The 26,893-nt window shown below is 48.7% G+C and carries 27 protein-coding genes and 1 riboswitch; of the genes, 13 read left to right on the plus strand and 14 right to left on the minus strand.

The genetic code is table 11. The annotated features are described in order from the left end of the window. Both ubiH and H027_RS0112995 read left to right on the plus strand, forming a co-directional pair. Positions 1-1,191 (plus strand): 2-octaprenyl-6-methoxyphenyl hydroxylase, encoded by a 1,191-nt coding sequence (gene ubiH / locus H027_RS0112990; protein WP_024872890.1) that lies wholly within the window; start codon positions 1-3, stop codon positions 1,189-1,191. Continuing rightward, the gene (locus H027_RS0112995) at positions 1,188-2,378 is read left to right on the plus strand and encodes an FAD-dependent monooxygenase (RefSeq protein WP_024872891.1); all 1,191 of its coding nucleotides are present in this window, start codon (positions 1,188-1,190) and stop codon (positions 2,376-2,378) included. Before ubiH ends, H027_RS0112995 begins: the two co-directional genes overlap by 4 nt. 24 nt (positions 2,379-2,402) lie before the next feature. On the opposite strand, the gene H027_RS0113000 is transcribed toward H027_RS0112995, so the two are convergent. After that, on the minus strand, positions 2,403-3,188 hold the full coding sequence (locus H027_RS0113000; RefSeq protein ID WP_237657980.1) for a DnaA ATPase domain-containing protein: 786 nt from the start codon (positions 3,186-3,188) through the stop codon (positions 2,403-2,405). Positions 3,189-3,222: 34 nt separating this feature from the next. Next, a complete protein-coding gene (locus tag H027_RS0113005; protein ID WP_024872893.1) occupies positions 3,223-3,900 on the minus strand; it encodes a DnaT-like ssDNA-binding domain-containing protein in 678 nt (225 codons plus the stop codon). 202 nt (positions 3,901-4,102) lie between these two features. Here H027_RS0113005 and H027_RS0113010 point away from each other — a divergent pair, with 202 nt between their 5' ends. Then, a complete protein-coding gene (locus H027_RS0113010) occupies positions 4,103-5,119 on the plus strand; it encodes a response regulator (RefSeq protein ID WP_024872894.1) in 1,017 nt (338 codons plus the stop codon). Between the two features lie 6 nt (positions 5,120-5,125). Here the strand turns inward: H027_RS0113010 and galU are convergent, their stop codons facing one another. Continuing rightward, positions 5,126-6,040, minus strand: coding sequence for a UTP--glucose-1-phosphate uridylyltransferase GalU (gene galU / locus H027_RS0113015; protein WP_024872895.1), 915 nt, complete (start codon positions 6,038-6,040; stop codon positions 5,126-5,128). A 90-nt stretch (positions 6,041-6,130) separates the two neighbouring features. Continuing rightward, positions 6,131-6,520 (minus strand): ComEA family DNA-binding protein, encoded by a 390-nt coding sequence (locus H027_RS17860; protein ID WP_024872896.1) that lies wholly within the window; start codon positions 6,518-6,520, stop codon positions 6,131-6,133. 156 nt (positions 6,521-6,676) lie between these two features. Between H027_RS17860 and cysQ the strand changes: the two genes are divergently transcribed. Continuing rightward, positions 6,677-7,432 carry a 3'(2'),5'-bisphosphate nucleotidase CysQ gene (gene cysQ, locus H027_RS0113025; protein ID WP_024872897.1) on the plus strand — a complete coding sequence of 252 codons (756 nt, stop codon included), beginning with the start codon at positions 6,677-6,679 and terminating at the stop codon, positions 7,430-7,432. 120 nt (positions 7,433-7,552) lie between these two features. Here the strand turns inward: cysQ and H027_RS0113030 are convergent, their stop codons facing one another. The 8 genes from H027_RS0113030 to H027_RS0113065 form a co-directional block, all read right to left on the minus strand. Continuing rightward, a complete protein-coding gene (locus tag H027_RS0113030; protein ID WP_024872898.1) occupies positions 7,553-7,849 on the minus strand; it encodes a YciI family protein in 297 nt (98 codons plus the stop codon). 2 nt (positions 7,850-7,851) lie between these two features. Beyond that, positions 7,852-8,406 (minus strand): septation protein A, encoded by a 555-nt coding sequence (locus H027_RS0113035; RefSeq protein ID WP_024872899.1) that lies wholly within the window; start codon positions 8,404-8,406, stop codon positions 7,852-7,854. 109 nt (positions 8,407-8,515) lie between these two features. Further along, the gene (gene trpA / locus H027_RS0113040; RefSeq protein WP_024872900.1) at positions 8,516-9,322 is read right to left on the minus strand and encodes a tryptophan synthase subunit alpha; all 807 of its coding nucleotides are present in this window, start codon (positions 9,320-9,322) and stop codon (positions 8,516-8,518) included. Beyond that, positions 9,319-10,512: a tryptophan synthase subunit beta gene (gene trpB, locus H027_RS0113045; protein WP_024872901.1), complete on the minus strand. Its 1,194-nt coding sequence runs from the start codon at positions 10,510-10,512 to the stop codon at positions 9,319-9,321. The genes trpA and trpB overlap by 4 nt, the downstream gene beginning before the upstream one ends. 21 nt (positions 10,513-10,533) lie before the next feature. After that, positions 10,534-11,916 (minus strand): bifunctional indole-3-glycerol-phosphate synthase TrpC/phosphoribosylanthranilate isomerase TrpF, encoded by a 1,383-nt coding sequence (gene trpCF / locus H027_RS0113050; RefSeq protein WP_024872902.1) that lies wholly within the window; start codon positions 11,914-11,916, stop codon positions 10,534-10,536. Between the two features lie 4 nt (positions 11,917-11,920). Then, on the minus strand, positions 11,921-12,931 hold the full coding sequence (trpD, locus tag H027_RS0113055; protein WP_024872903.1) for an anthranilate phosphoribosyltransferase: 1,011 nt from the start codon (positions 12,929-12,931) through the stop codon (positions 11,921-11,923). Between the two features lie 2 nt (positions 12,932-12,933). Beyond that, positions 12,934-13,533: an aminodeoxychorismate/anthranilate synthase component II gene (locus H027_RS0113060; RefSeq protein WP_024872904.1), complete on the minus strand. Its 600-nt coding sequence runs from the start codon at positions 13,531-13,533 to the stop codon at positions 12,934-12,936. Beyond that, a complete protein-coding gene (locus tag H027_RS0113065) occupies positions 13,526-15,154 on the minus strand; it encodes an anthranilate synthase component 1 (RefSeq protein WP_024872905.1) in 1,629 nt (542 codons plus the stop codon). The genes H027_RS0113060 and H027_RS0113065 overlap by 8 nt, the downstream gene beginning before the upstream one ends. A gap of 377 nt (positions 15,155-15,531) precedes the next feature. Here H027_RS0113065 and rnm point away from each other — a divergent pair, with 377 nt between their 5' ends. The 6 genes from rnm (at position 15,532) to H027_RS0113095 (ending at position 20,004) form a co-directional block, all read left to right on the plus strand. Next, positions 15,532-16,395: an RNase RNM gene (gene rnm, locus H027_RS0113070; RefSeq protein ID WP_024872906.1), complete on the plus strand. Its 864-nt coding sequence runs from the start codon at positions 15,532-15,534 to the stop codon at positions 16,393-16,395. Beyond that, a complete protein-coding gene (locus H027_RS0113075) occupies positions 16,392-17,012 on the plus strand; it encodes an L-threonylcarbamoyladenylate synthase (RefSeq protein ID WP_024872907.1) in 621 nt (206 codons plus the stop codon). The genes rnm and H027_RS0113075 overlap by 4 nt, the downstream gene beginning before the upstream one ends. 12 nt (positions 17,013-17,024) lie before the next feature. After that, positions 17,025-18,077 (plus strand): 23S rRNA pseudouridine(2605) synthase RluB, encoded by a 1,053-nt coding sequence (rluB, locus tag H027_RS0113080; RefSeq protein WP_024872908.1) that lies wholly within the window; start codon positions 17,025-17,027, stop codon positions 18,075-18,077. A gap of 3 nt (positions 18,078-18,080) precedes the next feature. Then, the gene (gene queC / locus H027_RS0113085; RefSeq protein WP_024872909.1) at positions 18,081-18,779 is read left to right on the plus strand and encodes a 7-cyano-7-deazaguanine synthase QueC; all 699 of its coding nucleotides are present in this window, start codon (positions 18,081-18,083) and stop codon (positions 18,777-18,779) included. Between the two features lie 221 nt (positions 18,780-19,000). Then, the gene (gene osmB, locus H027_RS0113090; protein WP_202593489.1) at positions 19,001-19,210 is read left to right on the plus strand and encodes an osmotically-inducible lipoprotein OsmB; all 210 of its coding nucleotides are present in this window, start codon (positions 19,001-19,003) and stop codon (positions 19,208-19,210) included. Between the two features lie 341 nt (positions 19,211-19,551). After that, positions 19,552-20,004, plus strand: a complete 453-nt coding sequence (locus H027_RS0113095; protein WP_024872911.1) for a GAF domain-containing protein — start codon at positions 19,552-19,554, stop codon at positions 20,002-20,004. Positions 20,005-20,042: 38 nt separating this feature from the next. Here H027_RS0113095 and H027_RS0113100 read toward each other — a convergent pair whose 3' ends face one another. Beyond that, positions 20,043-21,077 carry a DUF4382 domain-containing protein gene (locus H027_RS0113100; protein WP_038149289.1) on the minus strand — a complete coding sequence of 345 codons (1,035 nt, stop codon included), beginning with the start codon at positions 21,075-21,077 and terminating at the stop codon, positions 20,043-20,045. Between the two features lie 237 nt (positions 21,078-21,314). On the opposite strand from H027_RS0113100, the gene H027_RS0113105 reads away from it, so the two are divergent. The 3 genes from H027_RS0113105 to H027_RS17870 all read left to right on the plus strand — a co-directional run bounded on the left by H027_RS0113105 (position 21,315) and on the right by H027_RS17870 (position 25,051). Continuing rightward, positions 21,315-21,530, plus strand: coding sequence for a hypothetical protein (locus H027_RS0113105; RefSeq protein ID WP_024872913.1), 216 nt, complete (start codon positions 21,315-21,317; stop codon positions 21,528-21,530). 113 nt (positions 21,531-21,643) lie between these two features. Next, positions 21,644-22,174 (plus strand): metal-dependent hydrolase, encoded by a 531-nt coding sequence (locus H027_RS18445; protein ID WP_024872914.1) that lies wholly within the window; start codon positions 21,644-21,646, stop codon positions 22,172-22,174. Positions 22,175-22,595: 421 nt separating this feature from the next. After that, a riboswitch (cyclic di-GMP riboswitch) is annotated at positions 22,596-22,680 on the plus strand. Positions 22,681-22,744: 64 nt separating this feature from the next. Further along, positions 22,745-25,051, plus strand: coding sequence for an Ig-like domain-containing protein (locus H027_RS17870; protein ID WP_024872915.1), 2,307 nt, complete (start codon positions 22,745-22,747; stop codon positions 25,049-25,051). A gap of 85 nt (positions 25,052-25,136) precedes the next feature. On the opposite strand, the gene H027_RS0113120 is transcribed toward H027_RS17870, so the two are convergent. Beyond that, entirely contained in the window at positions 25,137-26,783 is a 1,647-nt protein-coding gene (locus H027_RS0113120) for a hypothetical protein (protein WP_024872916.1), read from the minus strand. Positions 26,784-26,893 lie beyond the last annotated feature (110 nt).

The following is a 26,893-nucleotide window of genomic DNA, read 5'->3' on the forward strand; positions in this document are numbered from 1 at the left end:
GTGACGACTCGGAATCAAGAATATGATGTGGTAATCGTGGGTGGCGGTATGACTGGCGCCACATTAGCGATTGCCCTCGCTCAGCTTAAACCTACCGCGAAGCCTTGGCGCATTGCCTTGATCGAGGCGAAGATACCGCAACAACATTCCCAATCGGGTTTTGACGGACGCGCCATTGCCTTATCGGCGGGTAGTATCGAGGCTTTGCAGTCATTAAAGTTATGGGCTGAATGGCAATCGGCTGCCCATGCCATTCGTCATATTCATGTGTCTGAGAACGGTCATGCAGGGCGTGTCACGATGGCGGCTGAGGAATTTCAGCTTGCAGCATTGGGATATGTATTGGAACTGTCTGTCGCCGGGCAGCAACTGTATCGCACTTTACCGACTTATTTAAATATTACGCATTATTGCCCATCCCAACTGATCTCGTTTACTCAATCTGAGGATTGGGTCACCTTGATGCTCTCTTCAGAGGAACAACTGACCACCCGATTATTGGTGAGTGCCGAGGGCGCGCATTCACTGATTCAGCAGCAGTTAAATCTACCTGTAGAACAGTATGATTTCTCGCAAACGGCAATGATCACCTCGCTGGTGGTCGACGAGCCTGTCTGTGGTCGGGCGTGGGAGCGATTTACGGCAAACGGGCCATTGGCATTGCTGCCATTGGGAGAAAATACATACTCGGTGGTCTGGTGTCAGTCTCCGGAACAGGCAAATGAAAACATGCGGTTGGACGAAGTGGATTTTATTCACCGCCTTCAGCAGATGTTTGGTTTCAGGGCTGGTCGTTTCATGCAATGCGGTGCGCGGGCATTGTATCCCTTATCCCTCCGCTATCTGCCCCAGATAACTCATCATCGAGTCGTGTTGCTAGGGAATGCAGCCCATCAGCTCCATCCGGTTGCCGGTCAGGGATTTAATCTGGCAATGCGCGATATTATGACTCTGCGCGCCATTTTACAGCATGCCGTCGATCCAGGGGCTTACTCGGTGTTACAGCAATATCGCCAACAGCGAGAGGGCGATATGCAACGAACGATCGGTCTGACATCGTCACTGGCTACTTTATTCGCAGAGCCGGCGTTTCCTTTGGTGGTGACTCGTCAAGTCGGGCTGATGTTGATGAATCATATTCCTTGTTTAAAGAATGGTCTGGTACAGCAGGCATTGGGACATAAATCATGAAAATGTTGGATCTGGTCATTGTTGGCGGCGGCATGGTGGGGTTGGCGTTAGCGTCTGCATTACGTAATAGCGGACTGCGAATTGCCGTAGTGGATAAACAACAACCGGCAGAAATCTTAGCCGAAGCCTCTCCCCGGGTGAGTGCCATCAATCTTGCCAGTGAGCGTTTTCTTGAACGTTTAGGCGCTTGGTCGTTAATCCAGCGGAAGCAACCTTTCTCTGGTATGTCAGTGTGGGAGAAAGATAGTTTCGCGCATTTCGAGGTCGAAGCCAGCCAGTTCCAGCAACCGCATCTGGGTTCTATTGTTGAAAACAGCGTGCTCCAGCAAGCATTGCTAGCCTCATTAAAGGAATCATCGGTTGATTTACTGTTTCAGACACAAATTCAGTCTGTTTCAGAGAATGAACAAGGCATGGTCTTAGTCTTGGATAATCAGCAAATGTTGTTTACCCGGTTATTAATCGCGGCCGATGGCGCCAACTCACCACTCCGACAGCAATTTCGTATTCCTCTGGCCAGTTGGGATTATCAGCATACGGCATTGGTAGCCACAATCCAGACTACTGAACCGCATGGCAATGTTGCCCGTCAGGTATTTACACCGCAGGGGCCATTGGCATTTCTGCCGTTGTGGTCAGCGAATGAGTGTTCCATTGTCTGGTCATTACCTGTTGCGCTTGCAGAAGAGCTGGCGTCATGTTCGGTTGATGAATTTAATCATCGTTTAGCGGCCACCTTTGATCTAAAACTGGGCCTCTGTGAATTGGTCGGAGCGCGAGTGCTATGTCCATTAACAGCCCGTTATGCCCGGCAGCAAGTGCAGTCGCGATTAATTTTGCTGGGCGATGCAGCACATACGATCCATCCGCTGGCGGGGCAGGGCGTTAATCTTGGTTTCATGGATGCGGCGGCACTGGCAGATACGTTATTGCAAATGCTGGTGGATAACATACCGATTGATGACCCCCGAAAACTCCGTGCTTATGAACGTTGGCGCAAAGCTGAGGCAGTGCAGTGGCTGGCAACAATGGAGGGGTTTAAACAACTCTTTAGTGGTGATGATCAATTGAAAAAAATCATTCGAGGGGTTGGTATGCGTATGGCTGCACACAGTTTGCCATTTATCACGCCGTTACTGGAGCAGGCATTAGGGCTCAATGGTGAACTGCCGGAATCTGCGCGTTAAATAGGTGTGAGGTTCATGGCGGCTTTAGCCGCCATAGTTGCCAATACGTGGGCGCCGGCTTGGTCCGGAAAGGTGGATATCGACTGGATTGAAGGCTTTGATCGCTTCAAAACAGAAGTCACCAATTGCCTGATGTAGCGAAGCCGGATTGTGATTAGTGATCAGAATAACGCTCTTTGACAAATTTCGCCGGCGTCGGAGCAGGTGGCCCAAAAAGCTACTCTGGCTTTCAACCATACGGGTTTTATTTGCCCCGATCTCATCAATAATCAGCAGATCGACCTCTTCCAAGGCTCTGCGGTAGCGATTCCGTTCTTCCTGATCTTCAATAACGGCAAAAAACAACCGATCAATGATGGATGCCCACTGTTGAAAGATCACTGATTTCTGGCGTTGAGCAATCAGCTCGTGTGCAATAGCACCCGCGAGGGTTGATTTGCCACTGCCATAGTCGCCATAAATCAAAATACAACTACCACCATGTTGTTCCCAATGTTCAAATCCGCTGATAAACGAATGCGCAGTTTGGATCGCATGTTCTAACACCGGGTCGGTATGATCCATGCGGTCAAAAATCCAGTCAGGATTTAGATCTGCCTGCGCAATGAGTTTTTGTACGCGATGTAGGCGGGATTCTTGTTGTAGTTTCTGTACATCCGCATTGGCCTGTTTCTCATATTCAGCGCGTAGTTGCTGATAATCATATTCTGGCACAGGTGCATGAGTACGTCGGATACGTTGCAGTCGGTTTAATAAGGCGGCAACCTGATGCTTGGTTTGTTCATCATCAGTTTCGGGGGCCACTGGCATATCATCACGATCATCAAGAAATGGATCAATGTGCTCACTCATGGTTTTCCCCTTGTTTAAGTTGTTGTACATGCGCAATCATTTCTAAGGCGCGCTGGCTTGGTTCACCACTATTATTTGGTGCTGTGGTTACGGATGTTTGTTGATAGCCAACATTCTCGGTTTGACGGCGCTGATAACGACGGCTTTTCAACATCTTAGCAAATTTCAGCATCCATTGATGTTGAGTGGCGAAACGTTCCGGCCGGCCTAGCCAGTAGGCGATGAACTCACCACGGTCTTCTTCATCATAGTGTGCATCGATGAGTCCACAGAGCTGACACAGCCCGGTGAACTGTGAATCAGGCTGCCATTCAGTATGCATTGCGAAGGCAGACTGAGCCAGTGGTGCAGTTGTCTGTGCAATCAACGGCAACGTGACATACTGCTGGTGGTAATGTTCTGCACCGGCTGATGGGCTGTTGGGGAGCAAGATCAGGCCAACCTGAATAAGTTCATCAAATAATTGGGTCAGTTGTCGCGCAGTCACTTGATAACTAAAACCCCCAGGAACCGATGGATCTTCAACGGCCAGGGCACGTCCTAGTTCTGGATAGTTGATTAACACCGGCAGCTGTTGTGTTGCCTGGCGACGCAAATGCAGATAGTACAGGGTTCTGGCCGGATGACTGAGACGTGGTTGGTTTAGCAATAAAAATTCTTGTGGCGACATTGTCATTGCTCCTGGAGTATTACCTTATTATCTCTGATTTAAGACATGGATGACAGACAGCCGTCATGCTTATTTAATAGGATTCATTTGTTTTCCATACACTTATATTTTGTGAATTCCTAAAAATTTAAATTTAAGTCAACTTTCACTCCGAACTGATTTTGTCTACGCTAATAATAAATTGCGGACGAGAGATCTTGTCATGCTGCATCGCACGGGTCAGTGGAAAATACTAATTATTGAAGATGAAGCCGTATTCCGTATGATGCTCGGCGCTTATCTTCGCAGCAAAAATTTTCTGGTATTAGAAACCAAAAATGGCGCTGAAGGTCTGGCTGGTGTCGCGATGTTTCAGCCGGATGTCGTGTTATGTGATTTACATATGCCCGGTATGCCCGGACATCAGGTTATTAGCTGTATTCATAATCGTTATCCGTTTATGCCGATCATCGTTGTTTCGGGTTTGGCTAAATTTGATGATGTCACCCAGGCGTTACGAGAGGGGGCCTGTGACTATATATTAAAACCAATCACCGATTGGAATGTGGTGCTGGAGGCTATTCATGAATGTTTACAGCACTCTGACCCTGATTCACATTATCAGGAATTGCAGAAACATCGCTCCTTGCTGCGTAAGGATGATTACACCTCAACCAAACTGATGCAGATGATGCAAAAATCATCGCCCATCCAACTAGGGCAGTGGCTGATTGATTTTTCATCCACTACGCCCTTGCTCTACGTGGATTTTTATCCGGTGGATGATGCGTTAATGGTGGTGATTGTTGAGCTATATGCGGAAATGCTGGATGTGGCATTTGTGGCCGCGATGATCAAATTCTTACTTGATCCACCCTATCGGCAGTATCAACAAAATGAGAATCAGCTTTTTGATTCTCCCCGCAATATTCTAAGCTATTTAAACTGGCATGTTTGTCAGTCGGGTATCCTTTGCAATATCAACTGCTCGGCATTATTGCTTTCTGACAAAGCGGAACAGGTTCATTTTGCGAACGCCGGATTAAGCTCTCCGCATTGGTTAAAAAAGGCCGCCAATTTGTCGCTGGGTTTATTACCGGAAGTGGAATATCAGAACTTTAATAAAGTGATCAGCTATCCATTTGAAATGAAAATTCAAAGCGAGATACAGCATGAGTTAGTGCTGAAAATATCGAAAGTACAGAATATAAAAGGGGCTGCTTCACTGGCAACCCCTTAGCAACGCTTAGTCTAACGTTTTGATGATATCTTTCAGGTAGGCTTTAAAATCGTTTTTCAGTGATTTATGGCGTAAAGCATATTCCACATTAGCCTTCATATAACCGAGTTTACTACCGCAATCATGGCTCTTGCCCTTCATCAGATAGGCATTGACCGGTTGTTTTTCCATCAGCATGGCGATGGCATCAGTTAGCTGAATTTCATCCCCCGCGCCCAGCGGTGTTTTTTCCAGCAATGGCCAGATATCTGCTGAGAGAACATAACGACCGACAACGGCTAGATTGGACGGTGCTTTATCGACTGGTGGTTTCTCCACGATCTGACGGATAGGCAGAGATGTACCCGGTGTCAGGGTTTCGCCGTTCACATCGGCAATCCCGTATTGATCAACGGTTTCTTTGGCGACGGGTTCAACCATGATCTGGCTGGTTCCGGTTTCACCGAATTGTTTAACCATATCAGCCAGGTTATCGGTTTTCAGATCACAGGCGGCATCGTCAATCAGTACGTCTGGCAACAGCACCACAAATGGGTTATCGCCGACCAGTGGATGCGCGCACAGAACAGCGTGACCCAATCCCTTTGCCTCGCCCTGACGAACGTGCATGATCGTCACGTCTTTCGGGCAGATATTTTGAATCTCAGAGAGCAGCTGACGCTTAACACGTTTTTCCAGTGTCGCTTCTAATTCAAAGCTCTTATCGAAATGGTTTTCGATAGAGTTTTTACTGGAGTGGGTCACCAGTATGATTTCTTTGATCCCTGCGGCAATTGCTTCACGAACCACATATTCGATTAATGGACGATCAACGACCGGCAACATCTCTTTCGGGATCGCTTTAGTTGCAGGCAACATACGGGTACCCAGACCCGCAACCGGTAACACTGCTTTACGAACTGTAACTGGGGTGGTGCTCATTATTAGTCCTTGTAATACACAAACAAGCTGGCGTTATCATAGCTGAGTTGCCTGGCTTTGCCAGATCAATTTTTACATGAAATATAAGGTTTATCGGCTGCAACTGCTCTTGCTTTTCCGACGATGATGAGCTGTGTTTTCTAAAAAAGAAGGCGAACTGGTTTGGTAACCATAGATGGTCAGACGAGCAAAATTGGCTTTAACCAATTTAGGGCCAATGCCCTTAATGGCATCTAGCTCTTCTACATGGCGGAAGCTGTGTAATTGTCGGTAGTCGATAATGGCTTGGGCTTTTTTCCGGCCAATACCTTTTAATGTCATGAGCTGTTCAATGGTGGCGGTATTCAAATCAACGAGTTCAGCGGAATTAATGTCGGTGGGATCTATTTCCCGGAAGGTGATTTGTTTGGCTTCCATCGTTGGACTAAACAATGACAATACCAACAGAGGTAAACAGAAAAATTTCATTTTAATCGTCATAATATTCTCCTTGAACTGAATATCATCAGCTAGCGCGAGCAGACCGGAAACTGCCAGTTGTGGCAGCGCGAGCTATAAGTCAGTACAGAATGATCTAAATCTGCAGGGTGTATCTCGGGTAAACTAGCAGAATGAACAAAGAGGTAGCCGACGATGATGCTGAATGATGAACTGATCAATGCTGTACTTGAAATTGCTGAGGAAGCAGGAAAGGCCATTCTGGCTGTCTATGACGAACCGGTAGAGCTGACGGTAAAAGCGGATGAATCTCCTCTGACGCAAGCCGATAAGGCCTCACATCACCTGATAGAGCAGCGTTTGACGGCACTGACGCCAGATTGGCCTGTGATTTCTGAAGAATCTGACGAAACAGTGAAAAGCCAACGGACACACTTATCGGCTTATTGGTTGGTGGACCCGCTAGACGGTACGAAAGAGTTTATTAAGCGCAATGGGGAATTTACCGTCAATATTGCTTTTATCGTCAATGGTGTCGCTGAGTTTGGCGTTGTCGGGGTACCAGTCCAGAATAAATTGTATTGGGGTGGAAAAGACTGCGGTTGTTGGCTGAAAACGGTGGATGCCGTGCTCCCGTTACCGCTTGTAAATGAAAAAAGCGAATTGTTGCGGGTCGTGGGTAGCCGTTCGCATGTTAATGCCGAAACTGCTGAATATCTGCAAAAACTCGGTGAGCATGAGCTGGTATCGGTGGGCAGTTCGCTGAAATTTTGTCTGTTGGCAGAAGGTAACGCAGACTTATATCCACGGCTTGGCCCTACTTGTGAATGGGACACGGCTGCGGCGCAGGCTGTTTTAGAAGGGGCGGGTGGCAAGGTGGAAACACTGGAAGGAGAGCCTCTGCGTTATAGCAAACCAGAGATTTTGAACCCCTGGTTTGTGGCGTCGATTTGAATCAACGAGTTAATCCTCCGGCGTTGCCAAAGGTCATTTGCTGAATGCAATGTAAGTAAAATCAGACAGAAAAAAGGAGCCATAGCTGGCTCCTTTTTTGCGGGTGTGTTTCTTCGAATATTAGATGGTTTGCTTGTATGGTTTTACGGTCACGTTTGCGTAAACACCGGCGGCAACAAACGGATCGGCATCAGCCCAGCTTTTTGCTTCTGCCAGCGATGGAAAGTCGACAATCATGATGCTACCACTGAAGCCAGCTTCACCCGGATCATCGGCATCAATGGCCGGATTCGGGCCGGCAGTCAGTACGCGTCCTTCTGCCTGCAACGCCTGCAAACGGGCTAAATGTGCCGGACGGTGTGCTTTACGCAATGGCAGGCTGTTTTCAATATCTTCTGCAATGATCACATACCACATAACTAATCCTTATCTTGTTCTTGTTGGTCATGAGAGGGTAGGTAACGATAAATATAAATACCGGTTATCACGGTACTTAAGAGCATGAGTCCCAAGACCCCGAACACCTTGAAATCAACCCAAATCTCGGTTGGCATGTAGAACGCGATATAAACGTTAATTGCGCCGATGATCCAGAAGAACAGTCCCCATGAAAAATTAATCCGGTTCCATACAGCATCGGGTAATGACAATTCTTTCCCCAACATTTTTTTCATCAGAGGTTTCTGTAATAGGAACTGACTTACCCATAGCGCAGAACCAAACGCCGCATACAGTACGGTCACTTTCCATTTGATGAAGTTTTCATTGTGGAAAAACAGCGTCATGGCACCAAAAATCAGTACAACGACCAAAGTGATTAAATGACTGCGTTCCAGTTTTTTATACATAAACCAGATCACGACCATTTGCAGAATAGTGGTAGCCATTAAAGCGCCGGTTGCGGCATAGATGTCGTGAAGTTTAAAAACTGCAAAGAAGACAATAAGGGGGATGAAATCGAGTAGCTGTTTCATGTTTTGACCCGTTGTTAACAAACGGTGACAGTCTAACTAGTGTACAGCGGAATGGAAAGGGAAAACAGCATTAAAGAGACTCCCCCAAGAGTGAGGGAGTCTGAATTTATCAGCGGACGGTAGCCGCTTTCATCGTGCGAACAAACTGGGTCAGCTTGTCCAGCATAACAGCCGGTTCGCTAAGATGTTGCTCTATGATTTTGACCACGGCAGAACCTGAGATGGCACCGGCTGCACCAGCCGCAATGGCTGCACGAACCTGTTCTGGTTCGCTGATACCAAAGCCAAGCAATGCGGGCGGCGCATCAAACTCTTTCAGTGCTTTCAGTAAGTGATCAACCGGCATCTGCGCACGGGTTTCCGCACCGGTGACACCGGCACGACTCAGCAGATAGGTATAACCGGAACTTAGTTCAGCGACACGTTTCAGTGTGGCATCGTCAGCATTGGGTGGCGCAATGTAGATGCTTTCTACACCGAATTTATCCGCTGCCGCTTTAAATGGCGCTGACATTTCCACTGGCACATCAGCGATCAGTACGGAGTCCACACCCGCAGCCTTGGCTTTGCTAAAGAAGTCTTCTGCTGTGTGGGTATAAACCAGGTTGGCATACAGCAACAGGCCGATAGGCAGATCCGGATATTTGGCGCGGATGCGAGCCAGAATATCAAAGCAGATCGCCGGGGTGGTATGTGCTTTCAGTGCGCGGGTGGCGGCATCCTGAATAGTCGGGCCATCCGCGACCGGATCTGAGAAGGGAATACCCAATTCGAGAGCATCAGCACCACCAGCAATCAGGGCTTCAATGATCTGTTCAGAAAGTTCCGGAGTCGGGTCGCCAATCGCGACGAAAGGCACAAATGCGCCCTGATTAGCCGCATTCAGACGTTCAAACAGTTTGCTATAACGTCTCATAACAGTGCTCCTTCACCTTCCAGTACGTTGGCTACCGTAAATATGTCTTTGTCTCCACGACCGGATAAGTTGACGATCAGGATCTGTTCTTTTTCCGGCTCAGAACGTGCCATTTTCAGCGCATGGGCCAACGCGTGGGATGATTCCAGTGCCGGAATGATACCCTCATGGCGAGAGAGCTCTTGGAAGGCTTCCAGTGCTTCTTTATCAGTGACCGATGGATATTGCGCGCGACCAATCGAAGAAAGATATGCGTGCTGCGGCCCTACGGATGGGAAGTCGAGACCGGCAGAAATCGAGTGGGATTCCTCAACCTGACCATTTTCATCCTGCATCAGATAAGAGACCATCCCCAGATAGATGCCTTTAGGCGCATGACCAATCGGTGCGCCGTGTTTGCCGGTTTCGATACCAAAGCCGGCAGGTTCAACCCCAATCAGACGAACGCCTTCTTCCTCAATGAAAGTCGCAAACATACCGATGGCATTGGAGCCACCGCCGACACAGGCAACGACGGCATCAGGCAGACGGCCTTCCGCATCTAGGATCTGCGCTTTGGCTTCTTCACCGATCATGCGCTGGAATTCACGCACGATAGTCGGGAAGGGATGCGGGCCCGCGGCCGTACCCAGAATGTAATGGGTATCTTTGTAGTTTGCAGTCCAGTCACGCATCGCTTCGTTACAGGCATCTTTCAGTGTGGACGAACCGGCGTGTACCGGTACTACCTCAGCACCCATCAAACGCATACGGAACACGTTGGGTTTTTGGCGTTCGCAGTCAACGGCACCCATGTAGATGCGGCAAGGCAGGTTTAACAGTGCACACGCCAATGCAGTCGCGACGCCGTGCTGACCTGCGCCGGTTTCGGCGATGATGCGGGTTTTTCCCATACGTTTGGCCAGCAGCGCCTGACCTAGTACCTGATTGGTTTTGTGCGCGCCGCCGTGCAGCAAATCTTCACGTTTCAGATAAAGTTTGGTTTTGGTGCCTTTGGTCAGATTACGACACAGTGTCAGTGGCGTTGGACGTCCGGCATATTCTTTTAACAGATGCTGGAATTCAGCCTGAAATTCAGGGTCATCCTTGGCGTCAACAAATGCTTTTTCCAGCTCCAGCAGCACTGGCATCAGAATTTGCGGGGAGTACATCCCGCCAAATTCACCGAAAAACGGGTCAAGTAAAGTCATTGCAATTCCTTTTTACAAAAATCAGTAGTTACGCAGTGCTACAAAGGCACGCTGGATTTTGTCGGCATCTTTGATGCCGGGCGCACTTTCGACGCCGGAATTCAGATCAAGACCGAGGCAGCCAACTTTGACCGCAGCGGCGATGTTGTCCGGGTTAATGCCACCGGCCAGCATCAGTTTTTCTTTCGGTAAATCGGCCAGCAGCGACCAGTCAAAGCTGTGGCCAGTACCGCCACTCTGATTGCCTACTTTGCTGTCGAGCAACAGGCGATCGGCACTGTAATTCAGCTCGGGTAATGAGTCGGATATAGCAATTGCTTTCCAGATCTGACAGCCGGGGATCAGAGAGCGTAATTGCTTAATATACGACTCAGTTTCATCACCATGTAGCTGCACAGCAAACAGTTTCAGTGTTTCAACAACAGACTGGATGGTTTCTTTGCTGGCATTACGGAATACACCGACATAATTCAGCGGAGCAGCGTCGGTAATAGCATTGGCTTGAGCCACAGAAACACAACGCGGGCTGCCTTCCACGAAAATCAACCCACCGAAGACGGCACCTGCGGTATAAGCGGTTTTCGCATCCTCGGTTCGAGTCAGGCCGCAAACCTTGTTCTGGCCGAGGATCAGTTTACGACAGGCCATGTCGAGATCGGCCTCTTCCATCAGTGAGCTGCCGACCAGAAAGCCGTTGGCATAGTGTGCTAGATCTTTGACCTGTGCATGATGATAGATGCCAGACTCGCAAATCACCACGCGATCTTTCGGCACCAGCGGTGCCAGCTCGCGGGTACGATTCAGGTCGATTTTCAGATCACGCAGGTCACGGTTGTTAATGCCAATGACTTCTGCACCTAAAGCAATAGCGCGCTCGATCTCTTCTTCGCTGATGGCTTCGGTCAGAACGCCCATGTTCAGTGATTTGGCGACTGTTGCCAGCTCACGGTATTGTTCGTCGTTCAACACCGATAACATCAGCAGTATCGCATCGGCCTGATGATGGCGTGCCAGATAGATCTGATACGGATCGATGATGAAATCTTTGCACAGCACCGGTACCGAGACTTCTTTGCGTACTTGCGGCAGGAAAGCAAAATTGCCCTGGAAGTATTTTTCATCGGTCAGCACGGAAATTGCGGACGCATAACGACCGTAAACCTTGGCAATGGCTGAAGGAGAAAAATCATCCCGAATAAGCCCTTTGGATGGTGACGCCTTTTTGCACTCCAGAATAAAGGCCGTCTTGCCGCGCAAAGCATTCACAAAATCACGATCACTCGGTGTCAGTGATGTCAGAAAAGTTTCCAGTGGTTGCGCAGCTTTACGTGCGGCAATCCACAGTGCCTTGTCAGCGACAATTTTACCCAGCACCGTTGAGGCGAGCGCCTGATTAAACAACATCCTGTTACTCCTTGTGACTCAGGGTGGCGAGCTGAGTGACTTTATCTAATGCATCACCGCTACGCAGGGTTTCGATTGCCATTTCCGCACCTTGTTTCAGGTTTTCAACCAGACCGCCCATTTTCAGCAGTGGCGCCAGATTGATAGCTATCGCTGTTTGCTGAGCCTCGGTGCCTTTACCAGCCAGCAGGTTTTCTGTGATCTGGCGGTTTTCTTCCGGCTCACCGCCGCGAATGGCTTCCAGCGTGTGGTATTTCAGACCAAAATCGGCTGGAGTCAGCGTGTAATAGCGAATATGCTCGCCCTGAATTTCGGCTACCTGTGTTTCACCGTGCACGGCGATTTCATCTAAACCGCTACCATAGACAACCATGCCTTTGTGCAGACCCAGTTCGCGTAAGGTTTCAGCGATCGGTTCCAGCAGGTCAGCAGAATAGACACCCATTAGCTGATAGGTTGGACGCGCCGGATTGATGAGCGGGCCGAGCACGTTAAAGATAGTACGGGTTTTCAGTGCCTGACGCACCGGCGCTGCGAAGCGCATACCGCTGTGATATTGCGGCGCAAACAGGAAGCAGACGTTGGCCTCATCCAGACAATGCCGTGCGGTTTCCGGGCTCATATCCAGTTTGATGCCGAGTTTGTCCAGTAGATCGGAAGAGCCGGTTTTCGATGACACGCTGCGATTGCCGTGTTTAGCTACTTTGATACCGCAAGTTGCACCGACCAGTGCCGCCGTGGTGGAGATATTGATGGTATGCAGGCCATCACCACCGGTGCCGACGATATCGCAGAACTCATAATCCGGACGAGGAAACGGCTTGGCGGCGGCAATCAGTGCCTTGGCTGCGCCGACAATTTCAGACGGGCTTTCACCTTTGACTTTCAGTGCAGTCAGCAACGATGAAAGCACGATAGGATCCATCTCGCCGCGCAATAATTCACCGAACAGCTGTTCACTTTCGATGCTGGTCAGTGATTCACCGCGGTATAAACCTTCCAGAGAAACTGTCATTCTCAGACCTCCTTGTCTGTGGCCGTGACAAACGCCAGACTTTGGGTCAGTAGTTTAGCGCCATCGGTGGTCATAATCGATTCAGGATGGAACTGAAAACCCAGTACGCGATCGGCGCGATGCAATACAGCCATCGGCATTTCTTGATAGCGAGCGATCACTTCCAGCTCATCGGGGACATAAGTCGCCACCAGCGAGTGATAACGGGCCACCGGTAATGGCTGATTCATACCGGTGAACATGTCTTTGCCGGTATGTTCGATTTTCGAGACTTTGCCGTGCACAAATTCACCAGCGGAACCTACCGTGCCGCCGTAATATTCACAAATAGCCTGATGACCGAGACAGATACCTATGATGGGTACTTTACCACGGCACAATCCAATCAGTTCGATCATGCAGCCCGCTTCATGCGGCGCACCGGGACCGGGAGAGAGCACCAGTACCGGATTATCGGCACTGGCCATGATCTGTTCATAAATCTGATGGGCTGGCAGATTGTTACGGTAAATTTTGACGGTATGACCGAGGCTGCGGAACTGATCCACCAGGTTATAGGTAAACGAGTCGAAGTTATCCAACAGGAAGATGGTATTAAGCATGGGCAGCCTCCTTGTTAACCTGAGCAGCCTGTGTGGCCTGGGCGGTAATTTCAGCAAGGGTGGTTCCGTGTGCCAGCGCAATGGCATTCAGCACCGCAGCAGCTTTGCCGCGAGTTTCATCCGCTTCGGCCTGTGGTTTGGAATCAAACACCACACCGGCACCGGCCTGCACATAAGCAATGCCGTTTTTCACAAAGGCAGAGCGGATCACGATGCAGGTATCCATATCGCCATCGCTGTTGAGATAACCCACGGCACCACCGTAGCTGCCACGACGTTTTTGTTCTACTTCGCGGATCAGCTCAGAAGCCCGGATTTTAGGGGCCCCTGTCAATGTGCCCATATTCATGCAGGCCTGATAGGCGTGCAGCGCATCCAGATCATGACGCAAGGTACCAACAACACGGGAAACCAGATGCATCACGTGACTGTAACGATCGACTTTAAGCAGATCTTTGACGTAACGACTGCCTGGTTCGCTGATGCGGGCAATGTCGTTACGCGCCAGATCGACCAGCATCAGATGCTCGGCGGTTTCTTTAGCATCCTGACGCAGTTCCAGCTCCAGGCGGCCATCCAGATCCAGATTCACAGAACCATCAGCATTCAGGCCGCGGCGACGGGTACCGGCAATCGGATACATTTCCACCTGGCGGCTCTTATGTTCAAATTTGACCGCACTTTCCGGTGAGGCGCCGAACAAGGTGAAATCCTGATCGTTCATATAGAACATATAGGGACTTGGGTTGGTGCGTTTCAGTTCGCGGTAAGCAGACAGTGGCTGTGGGCACGGCAGGCTGAAGCAGCGTGATGGCACCACCTGGAAGATATCGCCTTTACGGATATTACCTTTCAGTTTTTCTACATCAGCACAATACGCTTTATCGCTCTTATCCACATTCAGCTGTGAAGGCAGCGCTTCTTTTTTAGAGATGCCATTCGGGCGGAAGTGATTGCAATACTCTTTCAGTGCCGCCAGACGATGTTGCAGCCGTGGCAATTCGTGAGCGCCAGATTCACCACCAAACAGTGCTGCTTGCAGATGGGTGGTTTTGCGAATGTGATCGATCTGGATCAGGGTTTCTGCCACATAGAAGCAGAAATCCGGGCAGGTATTATCACTATCTTCGACATCAGGCAGTTGTTCAAAATTGGCAATCAGGTCATACGCGAAGATACCGCCAAGGAACAGATTCACTGCCTCTGCATCGATGCTGTGAGTCAGCAGGGTGCGTAAACTATCCAGTACAGAAAGCGCCTTCAGGCGGCTGTCTTCATCCTGAATTCCGCTAATCTGCGGGAAAGTCAATTGTAACTGGGTGGAGTTACGTTGTTTGTTAACTTCGTCAGGCAAGGTGCTGCTTAACAGATTCAGTACAGCCTCACCATTGCTGTTCAGCGCGGTGGCAGTGACGACATGCCCCTGACAGACCATACGCACACAAGCATCAATCAACAACATGCTCTGGGTGCCGGTTTTGGTATCAATTTCGGCGGATTCCAACAGCAGGCTGTTGTCGGCTGGTTCGGTCAGTTGAGTGAAAAGTTCTAATGGATCAGCGACATAGTGGGCTTTCTCACGCAGAGTGAGACGTTGACCGGTAGGGAGAGAAGGGCTCATTGTTGTACTCCCGCAATTAATAATTTCATGGCATTACTCCTTTGACAAAAATTCATAGTTAACAGTCAGTTATTCAGATTTTTTGCCATCGCCATGTTTGTTTATGTCGCTGAATCATTTATTCGTCCCTGTATTTTTTTGCGTATAAAAAAAAGACCCGCTATGCTAGCGGGCCTTTTTGGGAATTCTGTCTGCTTTATTTTTTGAAAATAGCCGAAACCCCACACCCGCTTTAAGGAGTGTGCCACCACCAACGAAAGGTTTGGGTCTGGTTAAAAGTCATTTTCAAAAACCAAGTTCAGTTAAAGTGGTTACAGTTAAACTATATTGACACCAGCTTGTCAAGCTCCTTTTACAATTGAACCACGAGAACATGAATGCGAATAGATTTACACAGCCACTCGACCTGCTCTGATGGCAAGTTATCGCCCATGGAGCTGATGGCCCGAGCCGTTGAAAAAGAAGTCGATGTTCTTGCACTGACAGACCATGACTCGATAGCTGGCATTGCTCTGGCTCAGGCCGCCATTCATGAAAATAATCTGCCTTTGTTTCTGGTGCCGGGTGTCGAGATTTCCTGTACCTGGGATGCTATCGAAATTCATGTCGTGGGTTTAGATGTGGATATTCATCATCCGGTGTTGCTGGCCTTACTGGCTCGACAAGAAAATGCGCGTACAGAACGCGGTATTGAACTTGGGCGCCGATTGGAGAAAAACCGCATTCCCGGTTGTTATGAGGGTGCACAGGCACTGGCAGGTGACGGTATGCTGACCCGAGCGCATTTTGCCCGCTATCTGGTAGAACAAAAGCATTGTAAAACCATGCAGAACGCGTTTGATCGTTATCTGGCGCGCGGTGCCCGTGCGTATGTGCCGCATAACTGGGCATCGATTGAAGAAGTGGTTTCGGTTATTCATGCTGCTGGCGGAAAAGCCGTATTGGCACATCCTGCACGCTATAAACTTTCTACTAAGTGGCTGAAACGTCTTCTGGTATTATTTAAAGAAGCTGGTGGCGATGCCATCGAAGTGAGTTTATGTCAGCAAAGTCCGCAGGAGCGGTCAACCTTGGGTCAATATTGCCGGGATTATGGTTTGATGGCATCTGTTGGCTCAGATTTTCATGCACCGCTACCTTGGGTTGAGTTAGGAAAAAACTTGTGGTTACCCAAGGATGTTGACCCCGTCTGGCATGCATTTTCTGCATTTCCTGACGTCCCGAATGGGGAGGAATTATGAGTCAATATTTTGTTGTTCATCCGGTTAATCCACAAACACGGCTGATTAATCAGGCGGTTGGTATTCTTCGCCAGGGCGGTGTGATTGTTTATCCGACAGATTCTGGTTATGCCTTGGGCTGTCTGATTGGTGATAAAAATGCACTGGAGCGGGTTTGTCGCATCCGGCATCTGGAAGGGGAACATAACTTCACGTTACTGTGCAGTGATCTTTCTGAATTATCGGTGTATGCCAAAATAGACAATACGGCATTCCGTTTAATTAAAAATAATACGCCGGGTGCCTATACTTTTATTCTGAAAGCGACCAAGGAAGTACCGCGTCGCCTGATGAACGAGAAAAAGAAAACCATCGGGATACGAGTTCCGACCAATAAGATTGCTCAAGCACTGTTAGTGGAATTGGGTGAACCGTTAATGTCCAGCACCCTGATCCTGCCCGGTCAGGCATTGGCGGAAGCGGATCCGGAAGCGATCCGTGAAAAGCTGGAAAAAGTTGTTGATTTGATCGTTGATGGCGGAACGCAAGGCGAACAGCCGACGACCGTTGTCGATTTTTCAGAAGATGAGCCTAAAGTGGTACGCTTCGGTGCCGGAGATCCGACACCGTTTGAATGATTGAGGCAAAGCATGAGCGAAAAACTGCAAAAAGTACTGGCTCGAGCGGGTGTGGGTTCCCGTCGTGAGATGGAGACAGTGATCAGCGAAGGTCGCGTCAGTGTCAATGGCAAAGTTGCCACACTGGGTGATCGAGTTGAAGCAAAAGATGTGATCCGCGTGGATGGTCATCAGATCGCAGTACCGACTGTGAATGATGTGATCTGTCGTGTGCTGGCTTATCACAAGCCGGAAGGGGAAATGTGTACTCGTCATGACCCTGAGGGGCGTCCGACCGTGTTTGACCGGTTACCCCGGATCAAAGATTCGCGTTGGGTGGCGGTAGGGCGTCTGGATGTGAATACCTCCGGGCTGTTGCTGTTCACTACCGATGGTGAACTGGCGAACCGATTGATGCATCCAAGCCATGAAGTGGAGCGTGAATATGCGGTGCGAGTGTTCGGTGAAGTCACCGAAGGCATGCTGCAGAAACTGCGCCACGGTGTGCAACTGGAAGATGGTCCGGCCAAGTTTGACAAGATCGTTGCGATGGGCGGCGAAGGTTTGAACCAATGGTTCAACGTGACCCTCTGCGAAGGTCGTAACCGCGAAGTTCGTCGTTTGTGGGAATCGCTGGATGTGCAGGTTAGCCGTCTGATGCGTGTTCGCTATGGCGATATCAAGCTGGAAAAAACCTTACCCCGCGGTGGTTGGGAGGAATTACAACTGCCGCAGGTGAACTATCTGCGTAAGCTGGTGGGGTTGCCACCAGAAGAGCGCAGTAAAGTTTTTGCGGTTGATGATCGTAAGAGCCAGTTCAAACAGGCTGCGCAGATCCGCCGTGCTGTCCGCCGTCATCGTGAACGTAGTGTTTTACAAGGTGATGACGCGGTTGTCGAAATCACGGAATCAGCACCGGTAAGAGCTAAAGTTCAACGGGCTGCCCCGCCTGTATCTCGTGACCGGGATGATGAAAAAGGCTGGGAAAACGCCCGTCAGCGTTTGCATGATGATGCCCCGCGTAAAAAAGCGCGTCCTGCGGGCAATCGTCAGCGTATCACGCGTGTCGGAAAGACAGGTCGATAAGTTATGAGTCAGACGAAACGTAAAGCAGTCGTGGTATTCAGCGGCGGACAGGATAGCACGACCTGTCTGCTCTATGCCGTGCAGCAGTATGATGAAGTACATGCCATTACCTTTGATTATGGTCAGCGGCATGTACTGGAAATTGAAGTGGCCAAAAAGATCGCCGCTGATCTCAATCTGGCTGCGCATAAAGTGCTGGATGTTGGCCTGTTGAACGAGCTTGCGGTGTCGGCGCTGACGCGGGATGCCATTCCGGTCAGCAACGAACTGCAGGAAAATGGCTTGCCGAATACCTTCGTACCGGGTCGTAACATTCTGTTTTTAACGCTGGCTGCAATTTATGCCTATCAGGTCGGTGCTGATACCGTGATCACCGGTGTGTGTGAGACCGATTTCTCTGGCTATCCTGATTGCCGGGATGACTTCGTCAAAGCGCTGAACAAGGCGTGTGTGCTGGGTATGGAGAAAAACATCCGTTTTGAAACGCCGCTAATGTGGCTGAACAAGGCGGAGACCTGGGCGTTGGCAGACAAGATTGGTCGTCTCGATTATGTGCGGCAGAACACGCTGACTTGCTATAACGGCATCATTGGCGATGGTTGTGGTGAATGCCCGTCCTGCAAGCTGCGGGCGAAAGGGCTGCACGATTACGAGCAAGCACCGGATGCAGTCATGGCTGTGTTAAATAGCAAATTAAACTGATATTTCTGGTGAGTCAGATTAATGCATATATGAGTTATTTTACTCGTTTAGTGAGGTGTCCAGTAATGCTGGGCCAGATCACAAACTGTAAATATCACTACATAGTGCAAAATGTGGTTATCAGAAGAGAAAAAATGGTTGCCGATAGAGATATTTGCTGATGTGAAACGTATCCATTTTATGGATCATTGTGATCAGCATCTAGAGGTAATCCTATGAAGATGGCATATCGTTTAACCCAATGCGCTGTGGTAATAGTTATGCTGTTTAGCGTGGCAAGTTGCTCAAACATGTCGAGACAGGATAAAAATACCGCGATTGGTGCCAGTATCGGCGCCGTCGGGGGTGCCATACTGACTGAAGGTAGTACAGTCGGTACTCTTGGCGGTGCGGCTGTCGGTGGCATTATCGGACACGAAATCAAGAAATAGGAGTAAACAGGTAGTCACTCGACTTTTGGTTATGTGTCACAAACGAACTAAATCCGGGGGTTTTAACCCTCGGATTGCCATGATATCCAATCTATTACAGGAAGCATGGATTCTGTTTGCCAAAGACCGCAACGATCTTTTTCAGAACCCTAAATTGACCGCGATATGCAGAAGGTGCGTCATAAGGCCCGGTATTGGGCGTCATCTGTCGATAAAACTGATTTAAGGCTTCCGAATCTTTTTATAACTGCATGAAAAACCTGCATTCTATTGAAGTGTGCTGGCTTCTTCTTTTTCTGGCGTTATGATTTGCTCTTATTTTTTCTTAAGGTCGAAATTGTATGCAGCAATTAGAAGGTGAAATTGTTCAGCAGATTTCAGGATTAGTGCATGGTGAGCCTGATCTGATCGCCAATTTATCGAATGTCAGTGCGCTACTTAATGAATATCTTGCTGATATCAACTGGGTTGGCTTTTACATCATGCGTGAAGGCGAACTGGTGCTTGGTCCGTTTCAAGGTAAGGTTGCCTGCATCCGTATTCCGGTTGGTCGGGGCGTTTGTGGTGCCGCGGCAGCAACCGGAACCACACAGCGAGTGGAGGATGTGCACGCCTTCCCTGGTCATATTGCCTGTGACAGTGCCAGCAATTCAGAATTAGTGGTGCCGATCATCGTAAACGATCGTGTCGTGGCTGTGCTGGATATTGATAGCCCGAAATATGCCCGCTTTACGCCTGAAATCCAGCAGGAAATGGAAGCGATTGCAGACGTATTAGCAACACTGAACTGGTGATGAAACCGGCCAGTATTGCGCTGGCCGGTGCTTGAACATTATGGTGTGACAAAGTTATTAGTGAGGGTTGTCGAGCCTGTGCTGCTTGGCACCAATATGCCTGTATGAGCTTCGGCGACCGTGGGAACAAAGCTGCTTTCATTGCCATTATCGGTGAGTGTATCACTGGCTGCATTGCAGACCAGCACCACATCGTAAGTGCCCGGTTCGACATAATTCAGTTGATAAGAACTGACACCATTGGTGGTCGAGATTAAAGATGTTAACACGGGCCCGCCATTGGCTGGATCATAGTCGATCCCCAGATAGGGTGGCGTGATGCTATCACTGTTGTAGAGATAGACACCGGCTGCACTCAGATCGCCATTGCAATAGAGGCTGTTCACATTACCCGTGATGGTGCTCAGTGTACTGACAGTGAGTAATTTGACGCCGGTCGGTTTCAGTTTGTAGTAGGGGGTATTATTGGTGTTGGGTAACACCAGTGCATGACGCAAATTAAACTCTAACTGAAACGAAAGAACGCCACCAATAGACGCAGTAAATGGGGTCGTGGTTTTGACTTCGCCACTCGGGACTTGTAACGGCAAGATTGTACCGTCTGACTCTTCGACATAAGAAGTCGGTTGTGTGGTTGCAGCTCCCGTCAGGTCATTGAGGAAGTTGGTGCGTCCGTCTTCAACCATGAGACGCAGTTGTTCATAGGTGCCACTGGGAATGGCGGTATTTGTCAGCAGAGCATGCTTGGCGCCATCATGATATTTCAGCAAATCCAGATACAAGAAAGCCGGATTGCCTGATGAATCCTGAGGGATGGTATAGCCGGTAGGTAAACAACCATCATTGTTGGTTGTTGGGATGAGATTTAAATTGCTCCATACTGATTCGGTGGTTGCGCCATTCAGTTTTAGCCGCAGGCTGTTGATGGCAATACAAACTTTTTTGGCGCTGTCGACCGGTGCATCAGAGACAGACAAGTTCATCTGGGACGTTGAGTCCATACCACTGCCCCCGCCGCCACAACCAGTCAGAAGCAAGAAGAAAAGTGCTACGGAACTCATTAGATATTTCATACATCATTCCTTTTGTCGGGTGAGACATACAAATTATAGATCAGACAACCATCATCATTGAGAATGTGAACTATTATTGTTTATTCGTGCCTATTTTTAACGCTGGTAAATTTTTTTTCCGTCAATAAAAAAACAGAAGCTAGTTTATGCGGAAACGTGACTGGCGAGGGATGTTTTCTGGATTAAAACGACTACAGTTTTAATAGCTATACAGCTTTCGCAATCTAGGAGTTCGCTATGTCTAACCAAGATAAGCTGGAGATTGCCAAACTCACACTTCACTACCTTATTTCCATTCAGACCTCAGAAAATGCGACGCATGCGTTGCGGCGTCTTGAAGCGGAAGCAGGGCGATGCTCTGATCCAGATACGTTTGGGGCTCTATATCAAGTGGTCTTCAAGGAAATAGAGGTGAGTGTAGCCACAGATCAAAACAATAAAACTAATTCATAGCGTGTAAAGATTAACCAATCAGTCAGACATTCTGAATGTGTAGCTGACGTTACAGTTGCGCAATGTTACCATCAAACAACTGTATATAAACACATAATTAAGTTGTAACCGTTATGATGGCAAAAACGCATCAGGCATTTGCAGTATTCAGTGTCTTGATGGTCGATAAATTTGTACCGGGTTTGGTTGGTAATCTGTGTGTTGCGTGTTGTTTGGGGTTCATTGGCGCGCTGTTGCCAGATCTCGATTCTCCCCAAAGCTCCTTCGGACGAATAGTGCCGATGTTAAGTAAACCATTTCATAAAATCTTAGGTCACCGTACGGTTACACACAGCCTGTTTGCGGTGGCGGTGTTGCATTTTACTTTCATGGCCTTTTCTCTGAAACCAAGTTATAGCAATGCCATCTGTGTTGGTTATATCAGTCATATCATTGGCGACATGCTTATCGGAAAAAATGGTGTGACGCTGTTTTGGCCGTTAAAACAAAAATGCAGTATTAATCCTATCCGAATTCCGGTTGCTGGTTTTGGTGAATATGTTGTTTTTAATTTGCTGATTGTTTGCATTGCAGCCAGAGGATTACACCAGTTTGAACCCGAAGCCTATCATCTGCTGTTAAAGGGAATATCGCTGATTGTTTAAGATATTATGAAGGAGAAACAAATGAATCATGGTTCTCGTTTGTGAATGTATCAATTTTTTTATCTATCTCATTGTATATAAATGATTTTATTTTAAACAAAAAATAAATTTTGTTTTTCAGCTCGAACCAGGTTCTATTCGCGGGTTGAAGTCATGAATATCTGTTTATTTATTACCTCTTCGCTTTGAATTTTAGTCAGGAAACAGCACTGAGGAAGTGTTAGCTTACGTAAAGATTTGTTTAAAAAATGATCAATTTCACTTTGTCTTGATCGGTTTTCTTGTTAGTATTGCGGCAAGTTTACATGGGATGAATCCAGTGATTCTCTTGGTTTCACCGAGTTCATTCTGTCGCAGATACACTATGAGTCTGTATGTAAGCGTGGGGTCGAATTTTTCGATTCAGTTACCATCGAAAGCACTCCCGAAATAGCAAGCCCCGGGTAACCGGGTGCACGCAAAGCCACAGGTCCACTGCATCTACAGTGGATGGCTGGGTTACCGAAGGAGCGCGTAAAAAACGCTGCGTTTTGGGCGCTTTCGAGGTTTTTTTACTTGAGGGTACCCAAAATGATATCTCTATGCGCTTCCAAAGCGGCTGGTTTTGGCTTGTCTGCTCGTGTTCGCCGGTTTGCATTGTTGCTGACGGCACTCGGCGGGCTAGGCGGAGCTTATACGCCTACGCCAGTAATGGCTGAACCGGCAACACAAGCGGCTTCAGCGGTCTATCCCTCTCAATTAAGACAACAAACCACAGAACTTGCTCAGTTGATGGCGCGCTATCGTCAAGCTGATGAAAATGAGCAAGCCAATCTGCTCAATGAAATACAATCGCTGGTCGCACAACGTAAAGATCTCATGCTTAAATTGCTGGCAGACAACCCTGCGACGGTTGTGCAGGCGGCTTTACCAGCTCAGGCTGCTTTGGGTATGCCAAACAGCGTCCAGGCACAATTAGAACAACTGCGAACCCATGAAGGTCAATTGTTGGTTGCTTATGAAGATTATCCTGATGGCAGCCACAAACTGCGCCATTTTTTGAATACAACGGCAGGTGAGCAGTTGGAATTACACTTCACCGGTGATGAGCCTGCACTGCAAAGTGGTGGTCATGCCCGCGTGAAAGGGATTCAGATCGATAATAATCTGGTGTTGGATCAGAGTGCTCTGCAAATGGAAGCACTGAATGGTAGCACCAGTTCAACCACAACGAGCGGGGTAACGGTTCAGCCCAACACGTTTGGTGAGCAAAAAACCTTAGTCATGCTGGTCAATTTTCAGGATGCCCCGACTAATCAGCCATGGACTGTCGATCAGGCACGCAGCATGGTCTTTACCAATGTCAGCAACTATTTTCTTGAAGACTCTTATCAGCAGACATGGCTAAGTGGTGATGTGCTGGGCTGGTTTACGGTTGCGGTAGACAGTACCAATTGTGATACCACCACTATTGCGCAACAGGCCGATGCAGCAGCTACCAATGCGGGAGCCAATCTGTCTGCTTACCAGCACAAGATTTATATTTTCCCGAATACCAGTGCGTGTGGCTGGACTGGCATGGGGACAGTTGGCGGTTCGCCTTCTCAAAGCTGGATCAACGGCTCCATGCAGGTTTCCACCATCGGTCATGAAATGGGTCACAACTTCGGGCTGCAACATTCCCATGCGCTGGAGTGTGGCGCGACCACACTGGGTACTTCCTGTCAGTCTATCGAATACGGTGATCGTGACGATATCATGGGCAACTATGTTGCCGGTCATATGGCACCATTCCAGAAATTACAGTTAGGCTGGTTAGGTTATGGTTCATCACCCGCAATCACCACGGTCAGTGCAAGCGGCACCTATACATTAACACCGTATGAAGTAAACGACGGTGGAGTTAAAGCATTAAGAATCCCTATGGGGGTTGATCCAACCAGTGGGTTACCAAAATGGTATTACATTGAATATCGCCAAGCTATCGGCAGCGACAGTTTTCTGGCCGGTAACACGAATGTGCTCAATGGTGTCGTAGTTCGCACCGGGGTGGATGGCGATAGCCGAACCAGCTATCTGTTGGACATGACTCCAAACAGCAACAGTATCGGTTATTACGACTGGAGTGATCATGCACTGGCGAGTGGCATGACCTATGTAGATAGCAATGCGGGCGTCACCATCACAACTGACTGGACCAATGGAACACAAGCCAGTGTCACTGTCGAGTTAGGCCCGCAAACTTGCCAGCATGCTAAGCCTGCCATTGCGCTGACTCCGGTACAAAGCGCGTGGGTAGCACCTGGTACGCCTGTTAGCTATACCATGACGCTGACCAACAGCGATAACAGCAGCTGCAGCAGCTCTCAGTTCAATCTGCAGGCACAAGCTCCGACAGGCTGGACTGCCAGTTTTGCTCAGACCGCGCTGACTTTGGCTCCCGGCCAAAGTGCCAGTACGACATTAAGTGTAACATCACCAACCGGCACTGCTGATGGGTATTACAACATCAATTTGACGGCAAGCAATGCGACAGTAACAGGGTATGATGCCAGTGCAACTGTAACCTATGTCGTCAGTGCGGCTGCCGATACAGCTCCGGTTGCTGTGGCTGATACTGCTACAACAGCAGATAGCACGGCCGTTACTATCGCAGTATTGAGCAACGATTACGACCCAGATGGTCAAGCGCTGAAAGTTGTTTCGGTCACCACTCCGGCTCATGGCACAGCAACCATCAATAGTAATGGCACCATTCAGTATGTGCCCGTGAGACGGTATGCAGGAACAGATAGCTTCAGCTACCAGATTTCTGATGGGATCAAGACAGCCAGTGCCACCGTAACAGTAACCGTAGGCAGCAGTACGACAACCACGAGTACGAAAGGCAAAAAATAGCCGTAAGATTTGCGGAGGAAAAACAGGCTCTTTATAGAGCCTGTTTTTTTATTCCTGAACCAGATCGAAGTACAGGATTATCTGATTAGTTACAAGTACCTGCTGCTGCGCATGTACACAGTGGGCAAGTTGCTTGAACTTGAGACGGGGTCACATCACCTCCGAAGATATCTGTCGCAGTCGCTGTGGCGGTATCTTTGAAGATTACTTTGCTTGGATCTGTCGTGGCTGTGCCGGTGGCATCGCTAGCACTAGTCGGCATATAGCTGCCGGAATAAGGCACACAATCACCGACGGAACCGCTCTTCGGCAGGCTTATTGGGCCAACCAATGCACCTGAAACCTCACTATCGGTTACCAGGACATTATCCAGACGGGTATCCCCCGTGTTACATACAGTACCGGAGACATTCACTTCGGCGGCAACAGTTCCGCCTGCAGTGGTGATGGCGGTAGAGCAATTTTTTGTGACCTGAATTGCCGGGCTGATCGACAAATTAGGACATTGCGCCTGTGCAGAGCTATTCAGTGTCACACCGGCGCCCGCATCTGCGGTATTGGCTGTTGCAGAAACGGTGTCAGTCGTACCATTTTGAGCCAATGGTACGGTCATGGTGTTCTTGTAACAGACACTTTCGCCACTACCCAGTGTACTTAGTGGGAAGCTACCTAAACTTGCTCCGGTAGTACAATCAACCTGCTGGAACGTACCATCGGCAGCAGGGCTGTCGCTAAGTGCAACATTGTAGACTGTTCCGAAGCCACTGTTGGTTACCTGTCCCTGAATAGCATAGATGATATGATCTTGTGCGCTATTCAAAGTCGGTTGTGTACAGGCCTTAGTCACAGCAATCTTACAGACGTTAAATCCACCAGACGGCATTGCAAAATCCTTCAGGGTTGCCGTAATGGAGGTTGAACTGCGGCTTTCTGCCAGGAAGTTGGTAAAGCAAGGACTGTCGTTAGGTAACAACTGAGTCAGATCAATGGCACCTTCAAAGAAGGCTCCCGGAGGAAACATATTGGTCACACCAACGTCTTTATTCTCATAACTCCATGGTGCTGCAACCGATGTTGCATTGGTGATACCGCAGAAACTCTGTCCTGCAGGAATATAGCCGTCACATTTCACGGCACCGCCTGCTCCGACAGCAACAGTCTGACCGCTTTGCCATTGGAAAACGTTAATGGTTGGGACTGTACCACCATTAGAGAAGTTCACTAACACCAGCACGTCGCCATCCTGATGTTTTCCAGAGAAAGTTCCACCCGCAACTGGCTGGACTTGATCTTTTAAAAACCAGAAACCCAGCTGGGCATTACCGCTGGTGTCATAACGATCCATTCCAAATACCAGAATGAAATCATTGTTATCCTGCACATATGCGGCTGCATAAGCGTGAGTCAAATCATCTTTTGATAATGGTGTACCAGTGCGCCATTTCCAGGCTGTAATATCCTGTTGGTCTTTGGAGCCACCACCGGTAAAGATTGACTGTATTGGTTCTGGTCGATCAATAATAAGGCCGGTTTTTGCTTTTGCAGCACCTCCGGTCGTATTAACTACATCCCAGTCATCGCCTGACGGATGTCCGGTTTCATTCGACACAGCATTACCATCTAGTTGAAATGGATTGTCGGCAAAAGCGGGAGCGGACATGAATGCGGCCCCACCGAGGGACAATGCCATCAATAGTGTAAGCAGCGGTTTAATATTAAACTTACTTTTCATAATGCATTCCTTTTCCATGTGTGGAAACAGCTCCTGAATTTTTGACCGATACATCTGTAGCGAACTTGGCCTACAACCTCGGCATCAATACAGGTGAAAGACACAACCTT

Origin of the sequence: Tolumonas lignilytica, assembly GCF_000527035.1 — a bacterium.
GTDB lineage: Bacteria > Pseudomonadota > Gammaproteobacteria > Enterobacterales > Aeromonadaceae > Tolumonas > Tolumonas lignilytica.